The organism is Cyanobium sp. Candia 9D4 (assembly GCF_024346155.1).
GTDB lineage: Bacteria > Cyanobacteriota > Cyanobacteriia > PCC-6307 > Cyanobiaceae > Cyanobium > Cyanobium minutissimum.
In genome coordinates this window covers 430083-448920 of record NZ_JAGQCK010000001.1, presented here as the reverse complement: position 1 = coordinate 448920, position 18838 = coordinate 430083, and the positions used below count along the sequence as shown (strand labels likewise).

General features: G+C 71.0%; 14 protein-coding genes. 9 read left to right on the top strand and 5 right to left on the bottom strand.

Going from position 1 to position 18838, the window contains the following annotated elements; translation table 11 throughout:
* Positions 1-54: 54 nt before the first annotated feature.
* Entirely contained in the window at positions 55-1065 is a 1011-nt protein-coding gene (locus KBZ08_RS02225; RefSeq protein ID WP_254971025.1) for a hypothetical protein, read from the bottom strand.
* A 363-nt stretch (positions 1066-1428) separates the two neighbouring features.
* On the opposite strand from KBZ08_RS02225, the gene KBZ08_RS02220 reads away from it, so the two are divergent.
* Both KBZ08_RS02220 and KBZ08_RS02215 read left to right on the top strand, forming a co-directional pair.
* The gene (locus KBZ08_RS02220; protein ID WP_254971021.1) at positions 1429-3633 is read left to right on the top strand and encodes a caspase family protein; all 2205 of its coding nucleotides are present in this window, start codon (positions 1429-1431) and stop codon (positions 3631-3633) included.
* On the top strand, positions 3634-6495 hold the full coding sequence (locus KBZ08_RS02215; RefSeq protein WP_254971020.1) for a CHAT domain-containing tetratricopeptide repeat protein: 2862 nt from the start codon (positions 3634-3636) through the stop codon (positions 6493-6495).
* Positions 6496-6540: 45 nt separating this feature from the next.
* Here the strand turns inward: KBZ08_RS02215 and KBZ08_RS02210 are convergent, their stop codons facing one another.
* Positions 6541-7065 carry a hypothetical protein gene (locus KBZ08_RS02210; RefSeq protein ID WP_254971019.1) on the bottom strand — a complete coding sequence of 175 codons (525 nt, stop codon included), beginning with the start codon at positions 7063-7065 and terminating at the stop codon, positions 6541-6543.
* 44 nt (positions 7066-7109) lie between these two features.
* Complete coding sequence (locus KBZ08_RS02205; RefSeq protein ID WP_254971018.1) at positions 7110-8639, bottom strand: peptide ligase PGM1-related protein; 1530 nt, start codon at positions 8637-8639, stop codon at positions 7110-7112.
* A gap of 51 nt (positions 8640-8690) precedes the next feature.
* On the opposite strand from KBZ08_RS02205, the gene KBZ08_RS02200 reads away from it, so the two are divergent.
* Genes KBZ08_RS02200 through KBZ08_RS02190 form a run of 3 tightly spaced genes read left to right on the top strand, consistent with a single transcriptional unit; the run spans position 8691 to position 9795 of the window.
* Positions 8691-8966, top strand: coding sequence for a SemiSWEET family sugar transporter (locus KBZ08_RS02200; protein WP_254971017.1), 276 nt, complete (start codon positions 8691-8693; stop codon positions 8964-8966).
* Positions 8967-8979: 13 nt separating this feature from the next.
* Positions 8980-9351 carry a CrcB family protein gene (locus tag KBZ08_RS02195; protein ID WP_181279990.1) on the top strand — a complete coding sequence of 124 codons (372 nt, stop codon included), beginning with the start codon at positions 8980-8982 and terminating at the stop codon, positions 9349-9351.
* 9 nt (positions 9352-9360) lie between these two features.
* Complete coding sequence (locus tag KBZ08_RS02190; RefSeq protein WP_254971015.1) at positions 9361-9795, top strand: CrcB family protein; 435 nt, start codon at positions 9361-9363, stop codon at positions 9793-9795.
* On the opposite strand, the gene KBZ08_RS02185 is transcribed toward KBZ08_RS02190, so the two are convergent.
* Positions 9785-11875, bottom strand: coding sequence for an HDIG domain-containing metalloprotein (locus KBZ08_RS02185; RefSeq protein ID WP_254971014.1), 2091 nt, complete (start codon positions 11873-11875; stop codon positions 9785-9787). The two genes, KBZ08_RS02190 and KBZ08_RS02185, sit on opposite strands and share 11 nt — an antisense overlap.
* Positions 11876-11955: 80 nt before the next feature.
* On the opposite strand from KBZ08_RS02185, the gene folD reads away from it, so the two are divergent.
* Positions 11956-12834, top strand: coding sequence for a bifunctional methylenetetrahydrofolate dehydrogenase/methenyltetrahydrofolate cyclohydrolase FolD (gene folD, locus KBZ08_RS02180; protein WP_254971012.1), 879 nt, complete (start codon positions 11956-11958; stop codon positions 12832-12834).
* Here folD and KBZ08_RS02175 read toward each other — a convergent pair.
* Positions 12814-15624 (bottom strand): EAL domain-containing protein, encoded by a 2811-nt coding sequence (locus KBZ08_RS02175; protein WP_254971010.1) that lies wholly within the window; start codon positions 15622-15624, stop codon positions 12814-12816. The genes folD and KBZ08_RS02175 overlap by 21 nt on opposite strands.
* Before the next feature lie 220 nt (positions 15625-15844).
* Here KBZ08_RS02175 and crtE point away from each other — a divergent pair, with 220 nt between their 5' ends.
* From crtE to KBZ08_RS02160, 3 genes are read left to right on the top strand one after another with little or no spacing between them, the layout of a single operon-like run.
* Entirely contained in the window at positions 15845-16747 is a 903-nt protein-coding gene (gene crtE, locus KBZ08_RS02170; protein ID WP_181279988.1) for a geranylgeranyl diphosphate synthase CrtE, read from the top strand.
* The gene (locus KBZ08_RS02165) at positions 16744-17289 is read left to right on the top strand and encodes a divergent PAP2 family protein (protein ID WP_254971007.1); all 546 of its coding nucleotides are present in this window, start codon (positions 16744-16746) and stop codon (positions 17287-17289) included. Before crtE ends, KBZ08_RS02165 begins: the two co-directional genes overlap by 4 nt.
* Positions 17286-18788, top strand: a complete 1503-nt coding sequence (locus KBZ08_RS02160) for an AAA family ATPase (protein ID WP_254970999.1) — start codon at positions 17286-17288, stop codon at positions 18786-18788. Before KBZ08_RS02165 ends, KBZ08_RS02160 begins: the two co-directional genes overlap by 4 nt.
* The last annotated feature ends 50 nt before the right edge of the window (positions 18789-18838 follow it).

The window sequence follows — 18838 nt, the reverse complement described above, 5'->3', positions numbered from 1 at the left end:
GGGGTGCATCCGCAGGGCGAAGGGGTGGTTGGAGCGACGGTGGTTGCGGATCGCCTAGGGGCGACAGGGCTCCGGCGGTGTCAGAGCCAGGGGCTTGCCCTCCATCTGCTCCAGCACCGTCCGCTGGCTGGCGGTCAGCACCCCGCGGCTGCGGGACTGGTTCTGCTGCAGCACGGGATCGAGCCGGGTGCGGTTGGCCTGCAGGGCACTGCAGGGGACCTCCCCGGCGGGCCCGCGGGCACGGGGGAGCTGGTGACCTTCCCCGATGGCATCAAGGGTGCGCTGGCGATCGAGGGCCAGGCTCCGCTGCTGATCCGGGGTCAGGTTGAGGGCGCCGGCCATGGCGGGATCCGCCAGTGCCGCCATATCCACCTGCAGGAGGATCTGGCGAAGCCGGGTGAGCTGCTCTGGCGTGAGGATCCCGGCCACCCTGGAACGCACGCTGCTGGTCAGAGCCTCAAGCTGGCGGCTCAGGGCCGCGATGCCGTCCGCCGCCCCAGCACCACGGCTGCGCCCCCCACCCGGCGGTCCGGCCTGGGCGGCCACCTGACGCAGTTGCTCGGCCTGGGCCTCTGTCAGCCCGAGGCGGGCGCGCATGCCGTCACTGATCAGGAGCTGCAGGGGGTCCTGTCCGGGGCTCGCTTCGACGATGGCCTTGAAGGCCTCCAATTGGGCGGGGCCGAGAATCTCGGCCACCCTCTGGCGTGACTGACGGGCGACCTCCTGCTGCTGGGCCTCGAAGCCCCGCACCGCCGCCACCGACGGGGAAGCCGACCCGCCTCGGGACCTGGCGCCGGCCAGGGAGCGGACCCGGGCCCTGGTGTCCCGATCGAGCTGCTGCAGTTCCTGGATCTGGCCCTCCGAGAGGGCGAGCTCCTTGCGGACCTCGGCAGACTGCAGCAGCCGCAGCGGATCGGCTCCCGGCCGGGACGCGCCGGGGAGCTGCATGCTCAGGGGGGTCGGCAGGGCGCTCTCGTTCAGGTCCTGGGCCTGGACAGGCCAGGTAACGATGGGCCCCAAAAGGGTGAGCAGAACGGCTACCAGACAGGCTCGCTTGGTCTCCATGGCATCAGGGGAGGAAAGGGGATACGGCTGATGAAGGGTGGACATCGGCACCGCTCCCTCCGGGTTCCAGCGGTCGTTCCGCTGCCGCCGTCGGCGCGGATTCCCGGCGTGTCTGGCCGTGGTGGGAAGGAGCGGCTCCTGACGGATCGCGGCTGTTCGGTAGCTAGCAGGACCAGCGCCTGTAAGCCACGACAAGTGGCCCTGGCGGGTGGGTCGTCACATTTCGCAACCGTTCTTCATGCCTGCGAATGCCGCTGTCGCCCCCCGCGCCCACCATGGCTACGTTGCAATCGTGGACCGCACGTTGGCCATCTCCGGCCAGGGACGGCCGCGCGCGACGGCACCAGCCATGAGGCACTGGCCATGAATCGTCGGAGCTTCCTCCAGTTCTCAGGAGCCGCTCTGGCTGCCCTCGGGTGGAACGCCCTGCAGCTCACGCAGGCCGGTGACCGCTACGCCAGGGTCCTGGCCCAGGGCACCCCCCGCAAACTGGCTCTGCTGGTGGGCATCAACGCTTACCCGGAATCCAGCCAGTTCGCTCCTCTGTACGGCTGTGTCACCGACGTACGGCTGCAGCGGGAACTGCTGATCCACCGGTTCGGCTTCCAGCCCAGCGACATCGTGACCCTCACCGACGCGAAGGCGACCCGCGCCGGAATCCTGGAGGCCTTTCAGGAGCACCTGATCCGCCAGGCCAGGCCTGGGGATGTGGTGGTGTTCCACTTCTCCGGGCACGGCTCCCGCATCGCCGACCCCGACCGGGACCACAACGATGGGCTCAACAGCACCTTCGTTCCCGTCGACAGCCGCCTGCCGGCGGGCTTTCCCGCCAGCGGTGGCGTGGTGCAGGACATCACCGGCCACTCCTTCTTCCTGCTCAGCCGGGCGGTGGCCAGCGAGAACTTCACCGCTGTGCTCGACAGCTGCCATTCGGGCGGGGGCACCCGGGGGAACCTGCGCATCCGCGCCCGGGATGGCAATGCCCGGCTGCAGATCAGCCCCGGGGAGCTGGAGCTGCAGGAGACGCTGCTGAAGCAGCAGAACTTCAGCCGGGACGCCTTCATCCAGCAGCGCAGGATCGGGGTCGCCAACGGGGTGGTGCTCGCCGGTGCCGCCAGGGATCAGCTGGCCGCCGACGCCAGTTTCGACGACGTCGATTCCGGGGTGTTCACCTATCTGCTGACCCAGTACCTCTGGCAGCAGACCGGCAGTACCCCCATCCGCACCCTGCTGCCTACGATCGCCCGCAGCACGACGCGGCTCTCCACCACCCGTCAGGAGCCGCTGTACGAAAGCAAGCCGGGCAGCGGCAACGAGCGCAGCGCCCTGTTCTTCCTCGACCAGACCGTGCCCCCGGGGGATGGAGTCCTGACCGGCATCAGTGGCGGCAGCGTGGAGTTCTGGCTCGGGGGCGTCGAACCGGAGGGACTGACCGCCCTCGGGCCGGGCAGTGTTTACCGGCTGGTGGACCACGGCGGAGCCGTCCTCGGAGAGGTGACGCTGGCTTCCCGCCAGGGTCTGATCGCCCGCGGCACGGTGCTGAAGGCCAGCGGGCCCCTCACGCCCGGCCTGCTGCTGCAGGAACGGTTGCGCGACCTGCCGCCGAATGTGGAGCTTGTCGTCGGACTGGACCCATCCCTCGGAGGGGACTTGCCCAACGCGGAGCGGGCCCTTCAGTCCCTGCCGCGGCTGCGGGTGACCCCGCTTCAGAAGCGGGACGTACAGACCATCCTCGGGCGTTATCGACCGGGACTGTCAGGGAGGCCGACGGCCGGCGCCGATCCCCCTCCCGAGGAGGGAAGCCTCGGTCTGTTCACCCCCGGCGGGGACCCGCTGGCCCGCTCCTTCGGCGGCCGCGGGGAGTCTGTGGCGGCGGCGGTCCAGCGGCTGCGCCCGACGTTCAAGGCCCTGCTGGCGGCGAGGCTCTTCCGGCTGGCCCTCAACGGCGATTCCTCCCGACTCCAAGTGGTGGTCTCGATGCGGCCGGAAGGTCAGCCGGACGCTCTGGTGGCGCGCACCCTGCCGACGCGGGGGCTGGCCGCCTCCAGCGGCAGCCCGGGGGGGCCGGCCAGTGGCACTGTCCTGGGTCCGGCCCGCCTGCCCGTCGGCAGCGCCGTGCAGTTCGAGGTCCGCAACCGGGAGGCGACACCGATCCACATGAGCCTGCTGGTGATCGATCCCACCGGTGAGATGACCGTCATCTACCCCAACAACTGGACCGCCGACGCCGAGGCGACGCGGGTGGCCGCAGGAGCCTCCCTGCTGGTTCCTGATCCGGAACGCGACGGGTTCCGCCTGGTGACCCAGGAGCCCAGGGGCCCTGTGGAGGTGCTGATTGTCGCCAGCCTCCAGCCGATCCACCAGGCCCTCAGGGGCTTACAGGCGATCGCCGGCCGTACCGGCCAGACGCGCGGTCCGGTGACCCTGGCCGAACCGGTGGCCGCCGTGGAGGAACTGCTTCGGGATCTGACGGCGGGTCCCGCCGCCACCCGGGGGCTGGCCGTGGAGAAACGGGGACTGGACAGCACCCAGATCGCGACCCTGTCGCTCAGCTTCGAGGTGATCTGAGTGCCCCCATCCCGTGCCGGTCCGGTACGACGGTGGCTGGCCTCCGGCCTGGTGCCCCTGGCGCTGCTGGGGACGCCGCCGCTGCGGGCCGCTCCGGCACCGCCAGCCAGCCCGGACCCGGGCCAGCCCGCCCCCCAGCCACCCCGGGCAGGCACGACGGCGGAGCAGCTCTACCTGGAAGGCCTGCGGCAGTCCAACGCCCAGCAGCTGCCGGCGGCGATCCAGGCCTGGGAGCAGGCTCTGCTCCTGTTCCGTCAGCGGGCCGATGCGGCCGGCGAGGCCCGCACCCTCGAGGAACTCGGCTTCGCCCACTACTGGCTCGAGCGCTACGAGCCCGCCCTGGCCTTCTTCCGACAGGCCCTGACCCTGCATCGCCGCCTCGGCGACCGGACACGGGAGGCCATCGTGCTCGGGCGCATCGGGGATGTCCTGGCCTTCCAGGACCGGCCGGCGGAGGCCCTGGCGGCGAGCCAGGCCAGCCTGAATCTGCTGGGGCGGGAGGCCCGGGCCGATCCAGCCACTCTGCTGCGGCTTCACATGCGGATCGCCTGGCTGCACGCCGACCAGCAAGGGGATCCCTTGGCCCTGCGCCACTTCCAGGACGCGCTGCGCCTGGCCGAGAAGCTGGACGATCCCGAGACGGCGCTCACGATCCGCACCGCCATCGGCGCCATCCAGCTGCGGCTGGCCCGCTACGACGCCGCGATCGCCACCCTGCAACCTGTCCTGGTCCAGATGGAGGCGCGCCGGAGCCCCCCGGGGGAACGGGCCCAGGTGCTGCAGCAGATCGGCTTTTCCCACTACTGGCGCAACGACTACGCCGAGGCCATCGACGCCTACGTCCGGGGCCTGGCCCTGGCCCGGGAGGCCGGCGACACCAGGAACCAGCTGACCCTGCTGCGGGGCCTGGCCGATGTCCACGTTTTTGTGGGCAACAACGAGGCCTCCCGCGGTTTCAGTCGCGAGGCTCTGGAGCTGGCCCGGACCTCGGGGGACCATCTGTCCGAGGCGGTCGCCCTGATCGCGCTGGGCGGCTTCGCCGCTGAGGACGGCGACACCGCCACCGCCGTCGCCCAGCTGGAGCGGGGCCTCGCCTTGGCCCGGGCCGGAAAGAACCGCAACCTGGAGGCCAACGCCCTCTCCGCCCTGGGCCACGCCCAGGCCGAACGGGGCGACGGAGGCGCCTCCCGTCGGGCCTACGCCCAGAGCCTGGCCATCTATCGGGAGATCGGCAACCGCTACAACGAGGGGATGATGCTGCTGGCCCTCGGCCACGGGGACCTGCGGCAGAATCAGACCGATCGCGCCAGCCTCAGCTACCGGCAGGCGCTCACCATCTACGAGGCCATCGACGATCGCTACGGCCAGGCCCAGGCGCTCGTCGGGCTGGGCCTGGCCCTGCACCGCGCCGGGCGTAATCAGGAGGCGGAGGAACCCCTGCGCCAGGCGGTCGCCCGCAACGAGGAGATCCGCGCCCGGCTGGGCCCCCGGGACGACCTCAAGGTGTCCCTGTTCGACACCCAGACCTCCCCGTACCAGGCGCTGCAGGTGGTGCTGGTGGCCCAGGGCCGCAGCGAGGACGCCCTGGTGGTGGCGGAACGGGCCCGGGCCCGGGCCTTCGTCGAGCAGCTCCAGGCCCGCTCGGTCGCCACCGGCTCGGCCCAGACCCCGGCAGCGACGGCGACGGCGGCAGCGGCACCGATGGATCTGGCGGCCATCCGGGCGGTGGCCCGCAGCCAGAACGCCAGCCTGGTCCAGTACGCCCTGATCAACGACAGGATCTACACCTGGGTCGTCGCCCCCGACGGGCGCATCAGCTTCCGCCGGCTGCAGAGTCCCGGGTCCCTGGCCTCCCTCGACCGCCTGGTGGTCGCCAGCCGCGAGGCGATGGGGGTGCGCAGCGCCCGGGGCCTGGCGGTGGTGGCCGCGGCCACCCCGGCGGCGGCCCGCCGCAGCGGCGCCTCCGACGGGGCCCTGGCGGACCTGCACCGCCTGCTGATCCAGCCCATCGCCGACCTGCTGCCGGCCGATCCCGAGGCGCCGGTGATCGTCATCCCCCAGGGGCCCCTGTTCTTCGTGCCCTTCCCTGCCCTGCGCGATGCCACAGGGCAGCCGCTGATCGCCCGGCACACCCTCCTCACCGCCCCCTCGATCGAAGTGCTGGCCATGCTCAGCCGCGCCCGGGACTCCCGCCCCCGGGGCGACGGTGGGCGGGGAGAAAGTGGGCAGGGAGAGGGCGGGCGGGGTGTGCTGGTGGCTGGCAATCCGACGATGCCGGCGATCGCCCTGCGGCCTGGCGATCCTCCGGTCCCCCTGGCCCCCCTGCCCGGGGCCGAGCAGGAGGCCAGGGCCATCGCGGCCCTGTTCGGCACCACCCCCCTGATCGGCGCCAGGGCGACCGAGACCGCCGTCGTCGCCGGCATGGGTCAGGCGCGGCTGGTGCACCTGGCCACCCACGGCCTGCTCGATGACGACATGCGGCAGCAGGTGCCGGGCACGATCGTGCTGGCGGCCTCGGACCGTGACGACGGGCTGCTCACCGCCGGGGAGATCCTGGGACTCTCCCTCTCGGCCGACCTGTTCGTGCTCAGCGCCTGCGACACCGGGCGGGGCACGATCACCGGCGACGGCGTCATCGGCCTGTCCCGGTCCCTGCTCACGGCCGGAGCCCGCAGCGTGCTGGTGTCCCTCTGGGCCGTTCCCGATGCCCCCACCACGGCCCTGATGACGGCCTTCTACAGGGAGCTGGCTGCCGGGCGCTCCAAGGCACGGGCCCTGCGGGCGGCGATGCTGGAGGTGCGGCGGCAGGAGCCCGATCCCGTCGCCTGGGCCGCCTTCACCCTGATCGGCGACACCGACTGAGGGCCCACCTGGCGCGGGTGAGGCAGGGGGAGCTCCCCTGGCCGCTCAGGGGCTGCCCACCGGCGGGGGGCGGAGCACGCCGCCGCCGTCGCCGCGCTCCGCCGGGGCCTGGGCGGGACGGCCGCCGGGCCCCGCCGAAGGCACCGGCGTGGCGGGGAAGGGGTCCGGATCCCTTTGGGGGCGCCGCACCGCCCGGCCCTGCAGGTCGGCCAGGGCGGAGCGCCACTGGTCCTGCTGCTGCTCGAGGGCCTCCAGCCGCTGGGCCCCGGCCTCCAGGGTCTGGAGGCGGCCCACCATCGCCCGCTGCTGCTCCTCCAGCACGGAGGTGCGATCGAGGGCGCGGCTGTTCTCCAGTCCCTGCAGGCGCTGCTCCAGCTTCATCAGCAGCTGGCTCTGTTCGCGCGTCTTCCCCAGGATCACCAGGAACAGCACGGCGAGCATGGAGCTCAGGCCGATCTGCAGCCAGCTGGTCCAGGGCGGCAGGCCGGCGGCCGGTGGCGGCGGACCGGGGACCGGGGGCGGGGGAGAACGCCGGGAACGGTCGTCTTCGCGGTCGGTGATCGAGACCATGCGCCCCCTGTGCTGACCCATCCTGCCCTGAGTGGCCCGGAGCGTCAGCCGCCGGCCTCCGGCAGCCCCGCCCCGCGGCGGGCGCAGGCCCCCGCCAGCAGCTCCGCCACGGTGGAGCGGTAGACGGCGGAGGCCTGCTCCGGATCGCGGCCGATGCAGGTCATGCCCAGCTTGCCGAACTCCGACAGGCAGCCCAGCAGGTGAAAGACGCTGCCCTGCAGCCGGGCGGGGTCGTAGTGGAGGCCGGCCTCGGCCACGATGTCGATCAGGTCGAGGGGCATCAGCCCCCGCAGGCGGGGATCGCTGAGGTTGTCGGTGGCCCGGTAGTGCAGCGGCTGGCCGGTGGGGGAGAGGAAGCAACCGGTGGCGGGATCGAGGCTGCCGGCGGTGATCGCCCGCAGGGCCATGAAGGGATGGGTGGTGCCCCCTTGGCGCAGGTTGACCTCGATGGCCTGCAGATCCCAGCGTTCGCCGAAGCGGCGGGCGATGAAGTCGACCCCGAAGCGCTCGAGGGCCCCTTCGGCGGCGAGGGCCCGGCCCACGGCCAGGCCGTGCTCCATCAGCGCCACCCGGTAGGGCTCGGCGGCGGGGAAGCGGCAGCCCAGGTAGGTCTGGCCGCCGGCACCACCGAGGATCTGCTCGTGGGTGGAGAGCACCTCCACCATCCCGCCCGGGTGGATCGTGCCCTGCACGCTCGGGGAGCGAAGGGCGTCACCGCCCTCCAGCCAGGCCTCGGCCAGGGCCCCCTGGCTGGCCAGCAGGTCCGTCCAGCCGGCCGCCGGCATCGGCAGGTCCTCGAGGGCCCGCCGGATCCGCCCGACCCGCTCGCTCCTGGCCAGCCCGGCCAGCCCCAGGGGGGTGAAGTCGACGCGGGCATTGCCCTCGCCGCTGAAGCCCTCGTTCAGCTTGATCACACAGCCCCCCAGCCCGGGGTCGCTCTCCCACAGGTCGGCCACCGCCTCCGCCAGGTCGTCGAGGCCGTGGGCCAGCCCGGTGCCGGGGGGGTGGGGCACGCCGCAGCGGGCGAACAGCTCCCGGCTGCCCGCCTTGGTGCCCCAGTAACCCAGGGCCGGGTCCGTGCCCAGCAGGGGCACCTGCAGGCGCTCGGAGAGGGTCTTCTCCAGCTCGGTCACCACGTAGCAGATGATGAAGCTCCGGCCCGGCCGCAGCCGCTCCCGGATCCGGCCGAGCAGGGCCGGCCGCTCCAGGAGCTTCTGAGTCAGGGGTCGGGCAGAGCCGTCGTCGGTGTCAAACAGGTGCAGCCGGCGGCGGGCATGGGAGGTGGGCACCCCCGGCATCAGCTCCAGCACCGCGTCCACCACCAGCTCGGGCAGCAGCTTGCTGGTCACGTAGACCACCTGCACGCCCGGATTGCGCAGCCGCATCAGGGAGAACAGCTGGCGCTCCTCGTAGTGGTGGGCCCCCGTCACCAGGGCCAGCTGGGAGGGATCCATGGTGAGCGAAGGCAGGATCAGCAGATCGAAATCCGCGCCCGCCCCGCCGCCGGCGTCGCCATGCTCCCGGCCCCACGGGGCCTGCAGCCCCTGCTGCAGTTCGCGGAAGCTCAGGGCCATGGCCGGATGGGCGGAATGTCGTCATGCTGACCACCACAGCGGCCAGCGCCAATGGAGTCGTTCACGGTGAGTGCCCTCGGGTACGGCGCCGCCTCCCTCACCACCCTGAGCCTGTTCCCCCAGGCGCTGAAGACCGTGCGCAGCGGCGACACCAGCGCCATCTCGCTGCGGATGTATGGCCTGTTCACACTGGGGGTGCTGGCCTGGGCCATCTACGGCCTGCTGCGGGCCGACGGTCCGGTGATCGCCGCCAACCTGATCACGCTGATCCCGGCCTCGGTGGTGCTGGAACGCAAGCTGCGGGCCCTGCTGGAGGGGAGGCGCTGAGGTGGCCGGCCCCATGGACAACGACGCCCTGTTCGTCGCCATCGGCGCGGTGCCGGGGGCCTGGCTGCGCTTCCGGGTGGTCAACCACTTCGAACCGATGCTGCCCCGCAAGCACTGGGGCACCTTCGGGGTGAATCTGATCGCCTGCTTCGCCATCGGCCTGCTGGTGAGCCTGGAGGCCAGCTGCGGCGGTGCAGCCGGTCGCACCCTGCTGCTGCTGGGCACGGGCTTCCTGGGCAGCTTCAGCACCTTCTCCACCTGGATCGCCGAGCTGCACGCGACCCTGCACCAACGCCAGCGCCGCGAGGCTGTCCTGCTCTGCGGCGGCTCGGTGCTGGGGGGCCTGCTGGCCGTGGCTGCCGGGCTGGCCATCGGCGGCAGCTAGGGAGGAACCATGGCACCACCCCCTTCCGACAGCCCAGCCAGCCTGCGCCGGGAAGCCCGGGACCTGCTGCTGGTGGCCGCAGGTGCGGTGCCCGGCGCCCTGCTGCGCTGGCGCCTGGAGGACGTCGGCAAGGGCCTGGAGGGGGTGCCCACCGGACTGATCGAAGCGGACCTGGTGGCCAACCTGGTCGGCACCTTCCTGATCGGTGTGATCGCCGGCCTGCACCCTCCCCGGCCGCGGCTGCTGCTGCTGGGCGGCATCGGCTTCTGCGGCTCGCTCACCACCTTCAGCAGCTGGATGCTGGAGATCAGCCTGGCGCTGCGGCGGGGTCGCCCCGATGAGGCGCTCGCCGTGGTGCTGGTCAGCCTGCTGGGGGGCCTGGCGGCGGTGACACTGGGGCTGGTGGTGGGCCGCTGGCTGGGGCGGTTCCGGCTCAGGCGCTGAAGGCCTTGCGGGGGGGGATGGGATAGGGAATGCGCCGGTGGCGCATGCGCTTCCAGACCCGCACGAAGGCGCGGATCACCAACTCCAGCTCCGCCCGGGAGATGCCGCTGCCGTCGAGCTGGCCGTCGTTCTGGCGGGCCTCCACCAGCCGCCGGACCATGGCCCGGGCCTCGGCCTCGGTGGTGCCCGGGGGCAGGGAGCGCAGGGCGGCCTCGCAGCCGTCGGCCAGCATCAGGATCGCCGTCTCGCGGCTGCGGGGCGCCGGACCGCGGTACCGGAACTGCTCCTCCCGCACGGAAGGGTCCCGTTCCTTGGCCTGGTGGAGGAAGTAGCCCATCTTCAGCCGACCCTGGTGCTCCGGGATGAAATCGGCCAGGGGGCGGGGCAGCCGGTAGCGGCGGGCCAGCTTCAGCCCTTCGTCGACATGGGCCTGGAGGATGGCGGCACTGGCGAAGGGATCGTCCAGTTCATCGTGGGGATTGGCTCCCTGCTCCTGGTTCTCGATGAACCACTGGGGGCCGTGCAGCTTGCCGACATCGTGATACAGGGCGCCGGTGCGGATCAGGTCCACGTCGGCCTGGATGGCGCGGGCCCCCTCCTCGGCCAGGCCACAGATCATCAGGGTGTGCTCGAAGGTGCCCGGGGCCTCCATCGAAAGGCGGCGCAGCAGCGGCCGCTCCAGGTCGGCCAGCTCCATCAGCCGGGCCCGGGTGAGCAGGCCGAAGAAGCTTTCCACCAGCGGTGCCAGCAGCAGTCCCGCCATCAGCAGTCCCGCCACCAGCAGGGCCTCCTGGAGCAGGTCCGTGCCGCTGAACGGCCCCGCGGAGGTCTCGAGGCTGTGCAGATGGAACAGGTGGATCAGCAGCCACTGCAGCAGCACGGCGCCAACGGGGAGGAGCAGGGCCAGCTGCAGCAGCTGGGCCCGGTTGCGCTGCCGCCCCGCCAGCACCGCCGCAACGGCGGCCACCACCGCTGCCACCCCCAGCTGGGGCACCAGCAGGCCCTCGACGGGGACCGGCCAGAGCATGGCGGCCACGGCCAGCCAGGCCAGGCCGGCGGCCGTGCCCAGCCCCTGGGAGAGCAGCAGGGTGGGGGGAACCAGCAGGGCCAGGGGGCTGACCTGGCTGCCGAGCCAGAGTTTGCACCCCTGCACCAGCACCAGCATCGCCAGGGTCAGCAGGGCCTGGCGCGGCTCGAGGCTGGCGCGCCAGCGGCGCATCACCAGCAGCATCACCCCGCAGGCGGCGAGGGCCTCACTGAAACGGCCCAGCCAGGCCACGGGCCGGGGCCGATGGTTGACCAGATCGAAGTGCTCCAGCACATCAAAGGCCTGGGGGCTGATCGGTTCCCCCTGCCGGGTGATCAGGTCGTTCTTGCGCACCCGGATCGTGGGCAGCCCCTGGCGGGTGAGCAGGTCCTCGATGCGGCGCTGGCTGAGAAAGCTGTCGCTGCGGAGGTTGGTGCGGCCCTGCAGGCTGGCGGCCAGCAGGCGGCTGCCCAGGCTGCGGGCGGGGGGCGAGAGGTCCTGCAGCTGGAGCTCCGCGGCCGTGAGCAGCTGGCCCTCGGACAGGCTGGCGACGACGCCCTGGCTGAGCATCCGCTGCTGGGCCCGTCGCAGGGACACCTTCCAGCGCATCAGCTCTGGGGGAGTCAGCCCCGTCAGCCAGCGGCGTTCTTCTTCGGTGAGATTGAGGGAATCGGGCCGGGGCTGGTCGTCGGCAACCGTCTGGCGCACCCGCTGCAGCCGCAGCTCCAGCTGCTGCACCAGGGCTTCACTGGCCTGGGGGTCGACCACCTGAATCTGGCTGCGGGGCAGCATCTGGCTGCGGCGCTGCTCGAGGTCGGTGCTGTCGATCACCGTCGCGTCGGTGGGGGCGCGGGCCGTGAAGGGTGCCGGCATGCCGGGACGCAGGTTGGGCTCCACCAGCCAGGGCCAGCTGGAGAGCAGGGCCACCAGCAGGCAGAGCAGCAGCACGAGCAGACCGCCCCCGGGGCGCCAGGCCATCAGGGCCTGGCGGGGACGCTCGAGCCGCAGCAAGTGGCGCCACAGTCCCCTGATCCGCCGCAGCCCGAATCTCATCGGTCCAGGTTAGCCAACGGATGCGGCACCCTTTTCGCAGGGTGTCGGTGCATGCTGGGGTCCGGCAACGCTTCCCCCCCATGGCCACCCTTCTCGATGGCAGGCGACTGGCGGCGGCGATCGAAGAACGGCTGAACGCCGTGATCACCGATGGGCTGGCGATGGCGGGACGGCCCCCCGGTCTGGCGGTGCTGCGGGTGGGGGATGACCCCGCCAGCGGCGTCTACGTGGCCAACAAGGAGAAGGCCTGTCGCCGTGTCGGCATCCGCAGCCATGGGGGCCATCTGGCGGCGGACACCCCGGCCGAGGAGGTGCTGGCCCTGATCGGGCGCCTCAATGCCGACCCGACGGTCGACGGCATCCTGCTGCAGCTGCCCCTGCCGCCGGGCCTCGATGAGGGGCCGCTGCTGGCGGCGATCGACCCGGACAAGGACGCCGATGGGCTGCATACCCTCAACCTGGGGCGCCTGCTCAAGGGGGAGCGGGGGCCGCGCAGCTGCACGCCGGCCGGCGTGATGGCCCTGCTCAGGAATGCCGCCGTGCCGATCGCCGGCGTCCGGGCCGTGGTGGTCGGCCGCAGCATCCTGGTGGGCAAGCCGATGGCCCTGATGCTCCAGGCCGCTGATGCCACCGTCACCATGGCCCATTCGCGCACCCATCACCTGGCCGAGGTGACCCAGGAGGCCGAGATCCTGGTGGTGGCGGCCGGCCGCCCCCGGCTGATCGGCGCCCAGCACGTCCGGCCGGGGGCGGTGGTGGTGGATGTGGGCATCCACCGGCTGGAGGGCCGGCTCTGCGGTGATGTGAACTACGAAACGGTCGAGCCGCTGGCGGCGGCGATCACGCCGGTGCCCGGAGGGGTGGGGCCGATGACCGTGGCGATGCTGCTGGTCAACACCGTGCTGGCCTGGTGCGAGCGCCACGGGCTGGAGCATGACCTAGGCGATCTGCTCCACTGAGTTCGCTTCCAGGAGGGTGAAGGGAACGGGGGTCTTGAGGAACTCCAGGAAGGCCATCTGGGGCAGGGGCCGGCTCAGCAGGTAGCCCTGAATCTCATCGCAGCCGAGGGCGCGGAGCAGGGCCAGCTGCTCAAGGGTTTCCACCCCTTCGGCGAGCGTACGCATGCCCATCGAGCGGGCCAGATTGATGATCGTCACCACGATGGCGCGATCGTCTTCGCTGGCCACCAGATCGCGGATGAAGGATTGGTCGATCTTGAGCCGATGGGCCCGGATCCGCTTCAGATAACTCAGGGAGGAATAGCCGGTGCCGAAGTCATCAATGGCCAGGCGGATGCCATGGGCGTAGATCTGCTCCATCTGGGCCAGGGCCTTCTCCGGATCGGTGAGTGTCACCGATTCCGTGAGCTCCAACTCCAACCGGTCGGGCGGAAACCCTTCAGCCTGAAGCTGTTCGATCACCATCTGGATGAGATCCCCATGGTCAAACTGTGCCGCAGAGATGTTGACCGAGACGGTCAACAGCGTCGATCCCATGTCCGTCCAGCAGTGCGCATCTCGAAGGGCGCAGCACATCACCCACTGGCTGACCGGGAAGATCAGACCGCACATTTCGGCCAGGGGAATGAATTCGGACGGCAGTACCGGACCCAGATCGGGATGGGTCCAGCGGATCAGGGCCTCGGCCCCGAAGATGAGGTTGCTGCTGAGATCGAGCTGGGCTTGGTATTCCACTCTGAGTTCTCCACGTTGGATGGCCTGGTGCAGGGCGTTGGTGAGCCGCAGGGCGCGGATGCTCGTTTCCTGAACGCTGGGAGTGAAGAACTGGAGGCCGTTGCGGCCGGCAAGCTTGGCCTGGTGGAGTGCCATGTTGGCGTTGCCCATCAGCTGCTCTGGTGTGATGCCATCGTCGGGGAAGTTGGCAATGCCCACCGAAGCGGTGAGGAACAGGGGTTCGGCGCCGAGGCTGAAAGCCTTGGCGACGGAGTTCCGCAAGCGTTCCGTCATCGCCAGGGTGGCCGTGGTATCCGAATCGGGGAGCACCACAACGAATTCGTCTCCACTGGTGTGGGCCAGGGTGTCGCCGTCCGCCAGGTTGGCCTTCAGGCGCTTCGCCATCTCCAGCAGCACCCTGTCGCCGATGGCATGGCCCAGGTTGTCGTTGACCTGCTTGAAGTTATCGAGATCGAGGACCAGCAGGGCCAGAGGCAGATTGGATCGCCTGGCCAGATCAAGGCCGTGGCGGATACGATCCTGCAGCAGGGTGCGGTTGGCCAGGCCCGTGAGGGGGTCGAAATAGGCCAGTCGCTCGATCTGCTCCTTGGCGAACTTGCGCTCAGTGATGTCACGGGTCACCCCGTGGAGCTCCACCCGATCAGTGCGTTTGTTGCGCACCATCTTGGAGACCGATTCGGTCCAGACCCTTGAGCCGTCCTTGCACAGAAGTTCGGCCTCGTCGATCGAGACGACGTCACTGCTGCGCAATCCGGCGCTGAACTGGGCCAGATCCTGGCTGATCTGCCCTTTCAGCCGCTCGGCGGCCTCCCCACCGAAGGCCTCACCGAACGGCCTGGCCATCACCTCCTCGACCGTGAATCCCTGCAGCCGCAGCACGGAGGGACTCACATACAGGTAGCGAAGCGTCTCAGGATCCAATGACCAGATCACTTCATGGGTGGACTCGGTGATCTCCCTGAACTTCTCCTCGCTGACCTTGACCGCGTCCTCGAGCGCTTCACGGGTGGCCTCGAGGCTGAGCCGGTCGAGGGCGACATCGATGCCACCAACCAAGTCGAGCAGCAACTGCTGGCTCTTGACATCGAATCGGTCGGTTTCATTGGCGTAAATCCCCAGACCACCGATCACGACCCCGTCGCGATGCAGGGGCAGGAAAGCGGCAGCCCCCCATCCATAGGGGCGGGCCCGCTCGTGCCAGGGCACGCACGAGGAATCCGTCATGAAATCACTGATCCAGAAGGGGTGGTTGTCCCGCAGGGCGCTCGCGAAGGGGCCCTGCCCCTTCGGGTCTTCCGGATCAAGGCTGATCTCCAATCCATCCAGATAGGCGCTGTCGTCGCCGAACCAGGCCGCCGGCCTGATCCGGCGGCTGGAGGGTTCGATCATCCCCACCCAGGCCAGTCGCATCTCCCCCGAGGTGACTGCCAGGCGGCAGATCTGCGCCAGCATCTCCGAAGGGTCCCGTACTCTGGCCACCACCTTGTTGCAGGCGCTCAAGGTGGCGTAGAGCTGGTTGAGGCGCAGAATTCCCGCCTCGTAGCCTTTGCGCTCGGTGATGTCCCGGCAGAGCATCAGGTAGCGGGGATCGTTCCGGTTCTCCTGTTCCTTTCTCGCGATCGAGAGCTCGAACCAGTTGACGCCCCCGGGCTTGGCCATCTCGATCTGCCGCCTGGGGGAGCGGCCGTCCACGGACGCGTCCGCCAACGCCAGCGCTTGCAGCATTGTGGTGGCGGCCGCAGGGGAGAGAACATCCTCCAGATGGGGGCGGACGTCCGGGTTCTCCGGCAGATGGAACAGCCCCCGTTGGGCACTGTGAATCGCCAGGATCTCCCCGGACGCGGAGATCTCGATCAGGGGGTCGGGAATGGAGTGGATGATGGCGCTGAGGTCCTCTCGGTCCCGCTGCAACGCCTGGGTCCGGCGCCCCACCTGTCTGCGCAGACTGGCCGTCCAGAGCGTGACCACACCCCCGCTGGCCAGGATCAGGCCAACAACGAGGGCCACCTGCGGCCAGGCCCAGCCGAGACCCCTCATGCCGGCGAAGCGGCCCAACGGCGCAGGGGCGCCTGGGTGATCGGCAGCCGCACCCTGGAATGTCTCACCTTGAGAAGTCACTAAGGATGGATAGATCAGCCTAGAGAGCTTTCAGGGATCCGATCCCGAAAGCCTCTCCAATGCATCCCAGTGCAGCGCAACCGATCCCAAACTGTTGCGCACACCCGGCACCTGCCACCATCGGCCTGAGAGAATCCGCGCGAAGACTCAGGACCCCATGACCTCGGCGGTGAGCACGGCCTTCGACTTCACCGCCTACCTGGAGGCGGCCCGCTGGCGGGTGGAGGCCGCCCTGGAGAGTTCCCTCGGTCCCGAGCGGCCCGAGTCGCTGCGGGAGGCGATGCGCTACTCCCTGCTGGCGGGCGGTAAGCGCCTGCGGCCGATCCTCACCCTGGCGGCCTGCGAACTGGCGGGCGGCGACGCCGATCTGGCCATGCCCACGGCGGTGGCGATGGAGATGATCCACACCATGTCGCTCATCCATGACGATCTGCCCGCCATGGATAACGACGACCTGCGCCGCGGCCGGCCCACCAACCACAAGGTCTACGGAGAAGCCAAGGCCATCCTGGCCGGCGATGCCCTGCTGACCCGCGCCTTCGAGATGGTGGCCCTGCGCAGTCCGGGGGTTCCCCCCGAGCGGCTGCTGCAGGTGGTGGGCGAGCTGTCCCTGGCCTCCGGCGCCCCCGGCCTGGTGGGCGGCCAGGTGGTGGATCTGGAGTGCGAGGCCCGCCAGGTGGATCTCGACACCCTCGAGTACATCCACCTCCACAAGACCGGCGCCCTGCTGCGCGCCTGCGTGATCTCCGGTGCCCTGATCGCCGGAGCCTCCGAGGAGCTGCTGGCGGCCCTGCGCACCTACGCCCGCGGCATCGGCCTGGCCTTCCAGATCATCGACGACATCCTTGATGTCACCGCCAGCAGCGACGTGCTGGGCAAGACGGCGGGCAAGGACCTGGCCGCCGACAAGACCACCTACCCCAAGCTGCTGGGCCTGGAGGAATCCCGCCGGCGCGCCGATGCCCTGGTGGGTGAAGCCAAGGCGGTGCTGGAGCCCTGGAGCGCCAAGGCCGCGCCCCTGCTGGCCCTGGCCGACTACATCACCAGTCGCGACCGATGAGCGAGGCCATCGGCGCCTTCGATGCCCTCGGCGGGCTGCTGGACAACGGTGTGCTCGCCTGGGGTCTGGCCGCCTGCGGGGTGGCCCAGCTCTCCAAGCTGCTGATCGAGCTGGTGGTGCACCGCCGCTGGCGACCGGCGGTGCTGGTCGAGACGGGCGGCATGCCGTCGAGCCACTCCTCCCTGATGACGGGCACCGCCGCGGGCCTGGGCTGGGAGCTGGGATTCGCCGACCCCCTGTTCGCCCTGGCGGCCGTGCTCTGCTTCATCGTTCTCTACGACGCCAGCGGCGTGCGGCGGGCCGCCGGACTGACGGCCGAGCGGGTGAACGGGCTCCCCGACGGCCTCTGGGACACCCATCCCCAGGACGGCCCGCCGGAGGCGGACCCGGTGCTGCGCCCCCTGAAGGAGAACCTTGGCCACACCCGCGCCGAGGTGCTGGTCGGCAGCCTGATCGGCCCCCTGGTGGCGCTGCCGGGCCTGGCCCTGCTGGGATCGCCCTTGCAGATCGCCCGGGGCGCCGGCTGGCTGCCGCTGGGGTGAGCGATCACACCGGCCTGAGCGACGACCAGCAGCAGGCGGCCGCCGCCTTCGCCGCCTGGCTGGAGGCCCCGGCCGACGGGGTGCCGTTCGTGCTGGAGGGCTACGCGGGCACCGGCAAGACCTTCCTGTCAATGCGGTTCCTGGCCCAGGCGGAGCGGGCCGGCCTCTGCTGGACCGTCGTCGCCCCCACCCACAAGGCGGTGGGGGTGCTGCGCCACCACCTCGCCCTGGCGGGTCTGCACCCCACCTGGTACCCCTCCACGATCCACCGGCTGCTGCGGCTGAAGCTGAAGCGGCAGGGGGACCGGGAGCGCTGCGAGGAGACCCTGCAGACCGCCCTGGCGCTGGAAAACCTCGGGTTGGTGCTGGTCGACGAGGCCTCCATGGTGGATGGCGGCCTGCTGGAGATCACCCTGCGCTGCGCCCAGGCCTACCGCACCCGGCTGGTGTTCGTGGGGGATCCGGCCCAGCTGCCGCCGGTGGGGGAGGAGCGAAGTCCGGTGTTCGCCCTGGGGCGGGCCCGGCGGGTGGCCCTGACCCGTGTGGTCCGCCACGGGGGCCCGGTGCTGCGGCTGGCCGGCGGGCTGCGGGAGGGGGCCCTGCCCTGCCGGCGGCCGCCGCTGCTGGATCCGGTGCGTACCGCGGAGGGCCGGGTGTCGCTGCTGGGGCGGAGCGACTGGCTGGAGGCTGCCCAGGCGGGCCTGCGCCGCAGCGCCGAAGCCGACGATCCCGACCTGGCGCGGATCCTCTGCTACACCAACCGGTCCCTGGAGCGGCTGGTGCCGATTGCCCGCCGTGCCCTGCACGGTGCCATGGCCGACCAGCTGCCGGTGCTGCCCGGCGAGGTGCTGATCACCCGCACGGCCGTGATGGCGCCGGCCTGCCGGGAGGGGGACGCCGCCGCCGAAGAGCCCGACCTGCTGCTGGGCAGCAACCGGGAGCTCCTGGTGCGGGACGTGCGGCCCGACCGCTGCGACCTGGCCGAATTCGGCGTCGAGGCCTCCCTCGGCGCGGCGGTGATCGACACCCTCAACGCCACCGTGGAGGCGGGCGAATCCCAGCTCAACCTGCGCCTGCTGCCGCCGATCGGCAGCACGGCGCGGGCCTGCCTGGATGGGGTGCTGGAGCGGCTGCGGCTGCAGGCCCGGGAGGCGGGCCAGAAGGACGGCAAGGCCCTCTGGCGCCGCTTCTTCCTGGTGCGCGACGCCTTCGCCTCCCTCGGACCGGCGGCCGTGCTCACCGTCCACCGCAGCCAGGGCAGCACCTTCGGCGAGGTGTTCATCGACGAGGACGTCTTCTGGCCCCGCGACCTCGCCCTGCGCCAGCGGTTGGTCTACGTGGCGGTGAGTCGGGCCAGCCAGGCGGTGACCCTGATGGCGGCCGCCGCGGACGCCGGCGATCGGGAGCACTGGGACCGCTGGCTGCGCGACACCGGCGCCGCCGCCGGCAGCACCGGAAACGGGGATGCACAAAAAGGCCCCGACCCGTTACCCTCTTGACGACGATGCGTGGTGGACGTCCGATTCGTGCTGGAATCCCGTCCCCTGTC

Coding starts and splice junctions, on each gene's coding strand:
- KBZ08_RS02220 (WP_254971021.1), top strand. CDS start 1,429: ATGAATCGTCGGAGCTTCCTCCAGTTCTCAGGAGCCGCTCTGGCTGCC.
- folD (WP_254971012.1), top strand. CDS start 11,956: ATGGCCACCCTTCTCGATGGCAGGCGACTGGCGGCGGCGATCGAAGAA.
- KBZ08_RS02200 (WP_254971017.1), top strand. CDS start 8,691: ATGGAGTCGTTCACGGTGAGTGCCCTCGGGTACGGCGCCGCCTCCCTC.
- KBZ08_RS02185 (WP_254971014.1), bottom strand. CDS start 11,875: ATGAGATTCGGGCTGCGGCGGATCAGGGGACTGTGGCGCCACTTGCTG.
- KBZ08_RS02165 (WP_254971007.1), top strand. CDS start 16,744: ATGAGCGAGGCCATCGGCGCCTTCGATGCCCTCGGCGGGCTGCTGGAC.
- KBZ08_RS02225 (WP_254971025.1), bottom strand. CDS start 1,065: ATGGAGACCAAGCGAGCCTGTCTGGTAGCCGTTCTGCTCACCCTTTTG.
- KBZ08_RS02210 (WP_254971019.1), bottom strand. CDS start 7,065: ATGGTCTCGATCACCGACCGCGAAGACGACCGTTCCCGGCGTTCTCCC.
- KBZ08_RS02195 (WP_181279990.1), top strand. CDS start 8,980: ATGGACAACGACGCCCTGTTCGTCGCCATCGGCGCGGTGCCGGGGGCC.
- KBZ08_RS02190 (WP_254971015.1), top strand. CDS start 9,361: ATGGCACCACCCCCTTCCGACAGCCCAGCCAGCCTGCGCCGGGAAGCC.
- crtE (WP_181279988.1), top strand. CDS start 15,845: ATGACCTCGGCGGTGAGCACGGCCTTCGACTTCACCGCCTACCTGGAG.
- KBZ08_RS02205 (WP_254971018.1), bottom strand. CDS start 8,639: ATGGCCCTGAGCTTCCGCGAACTGCAGCAGGGGCTGCAGGCCCCGTGG.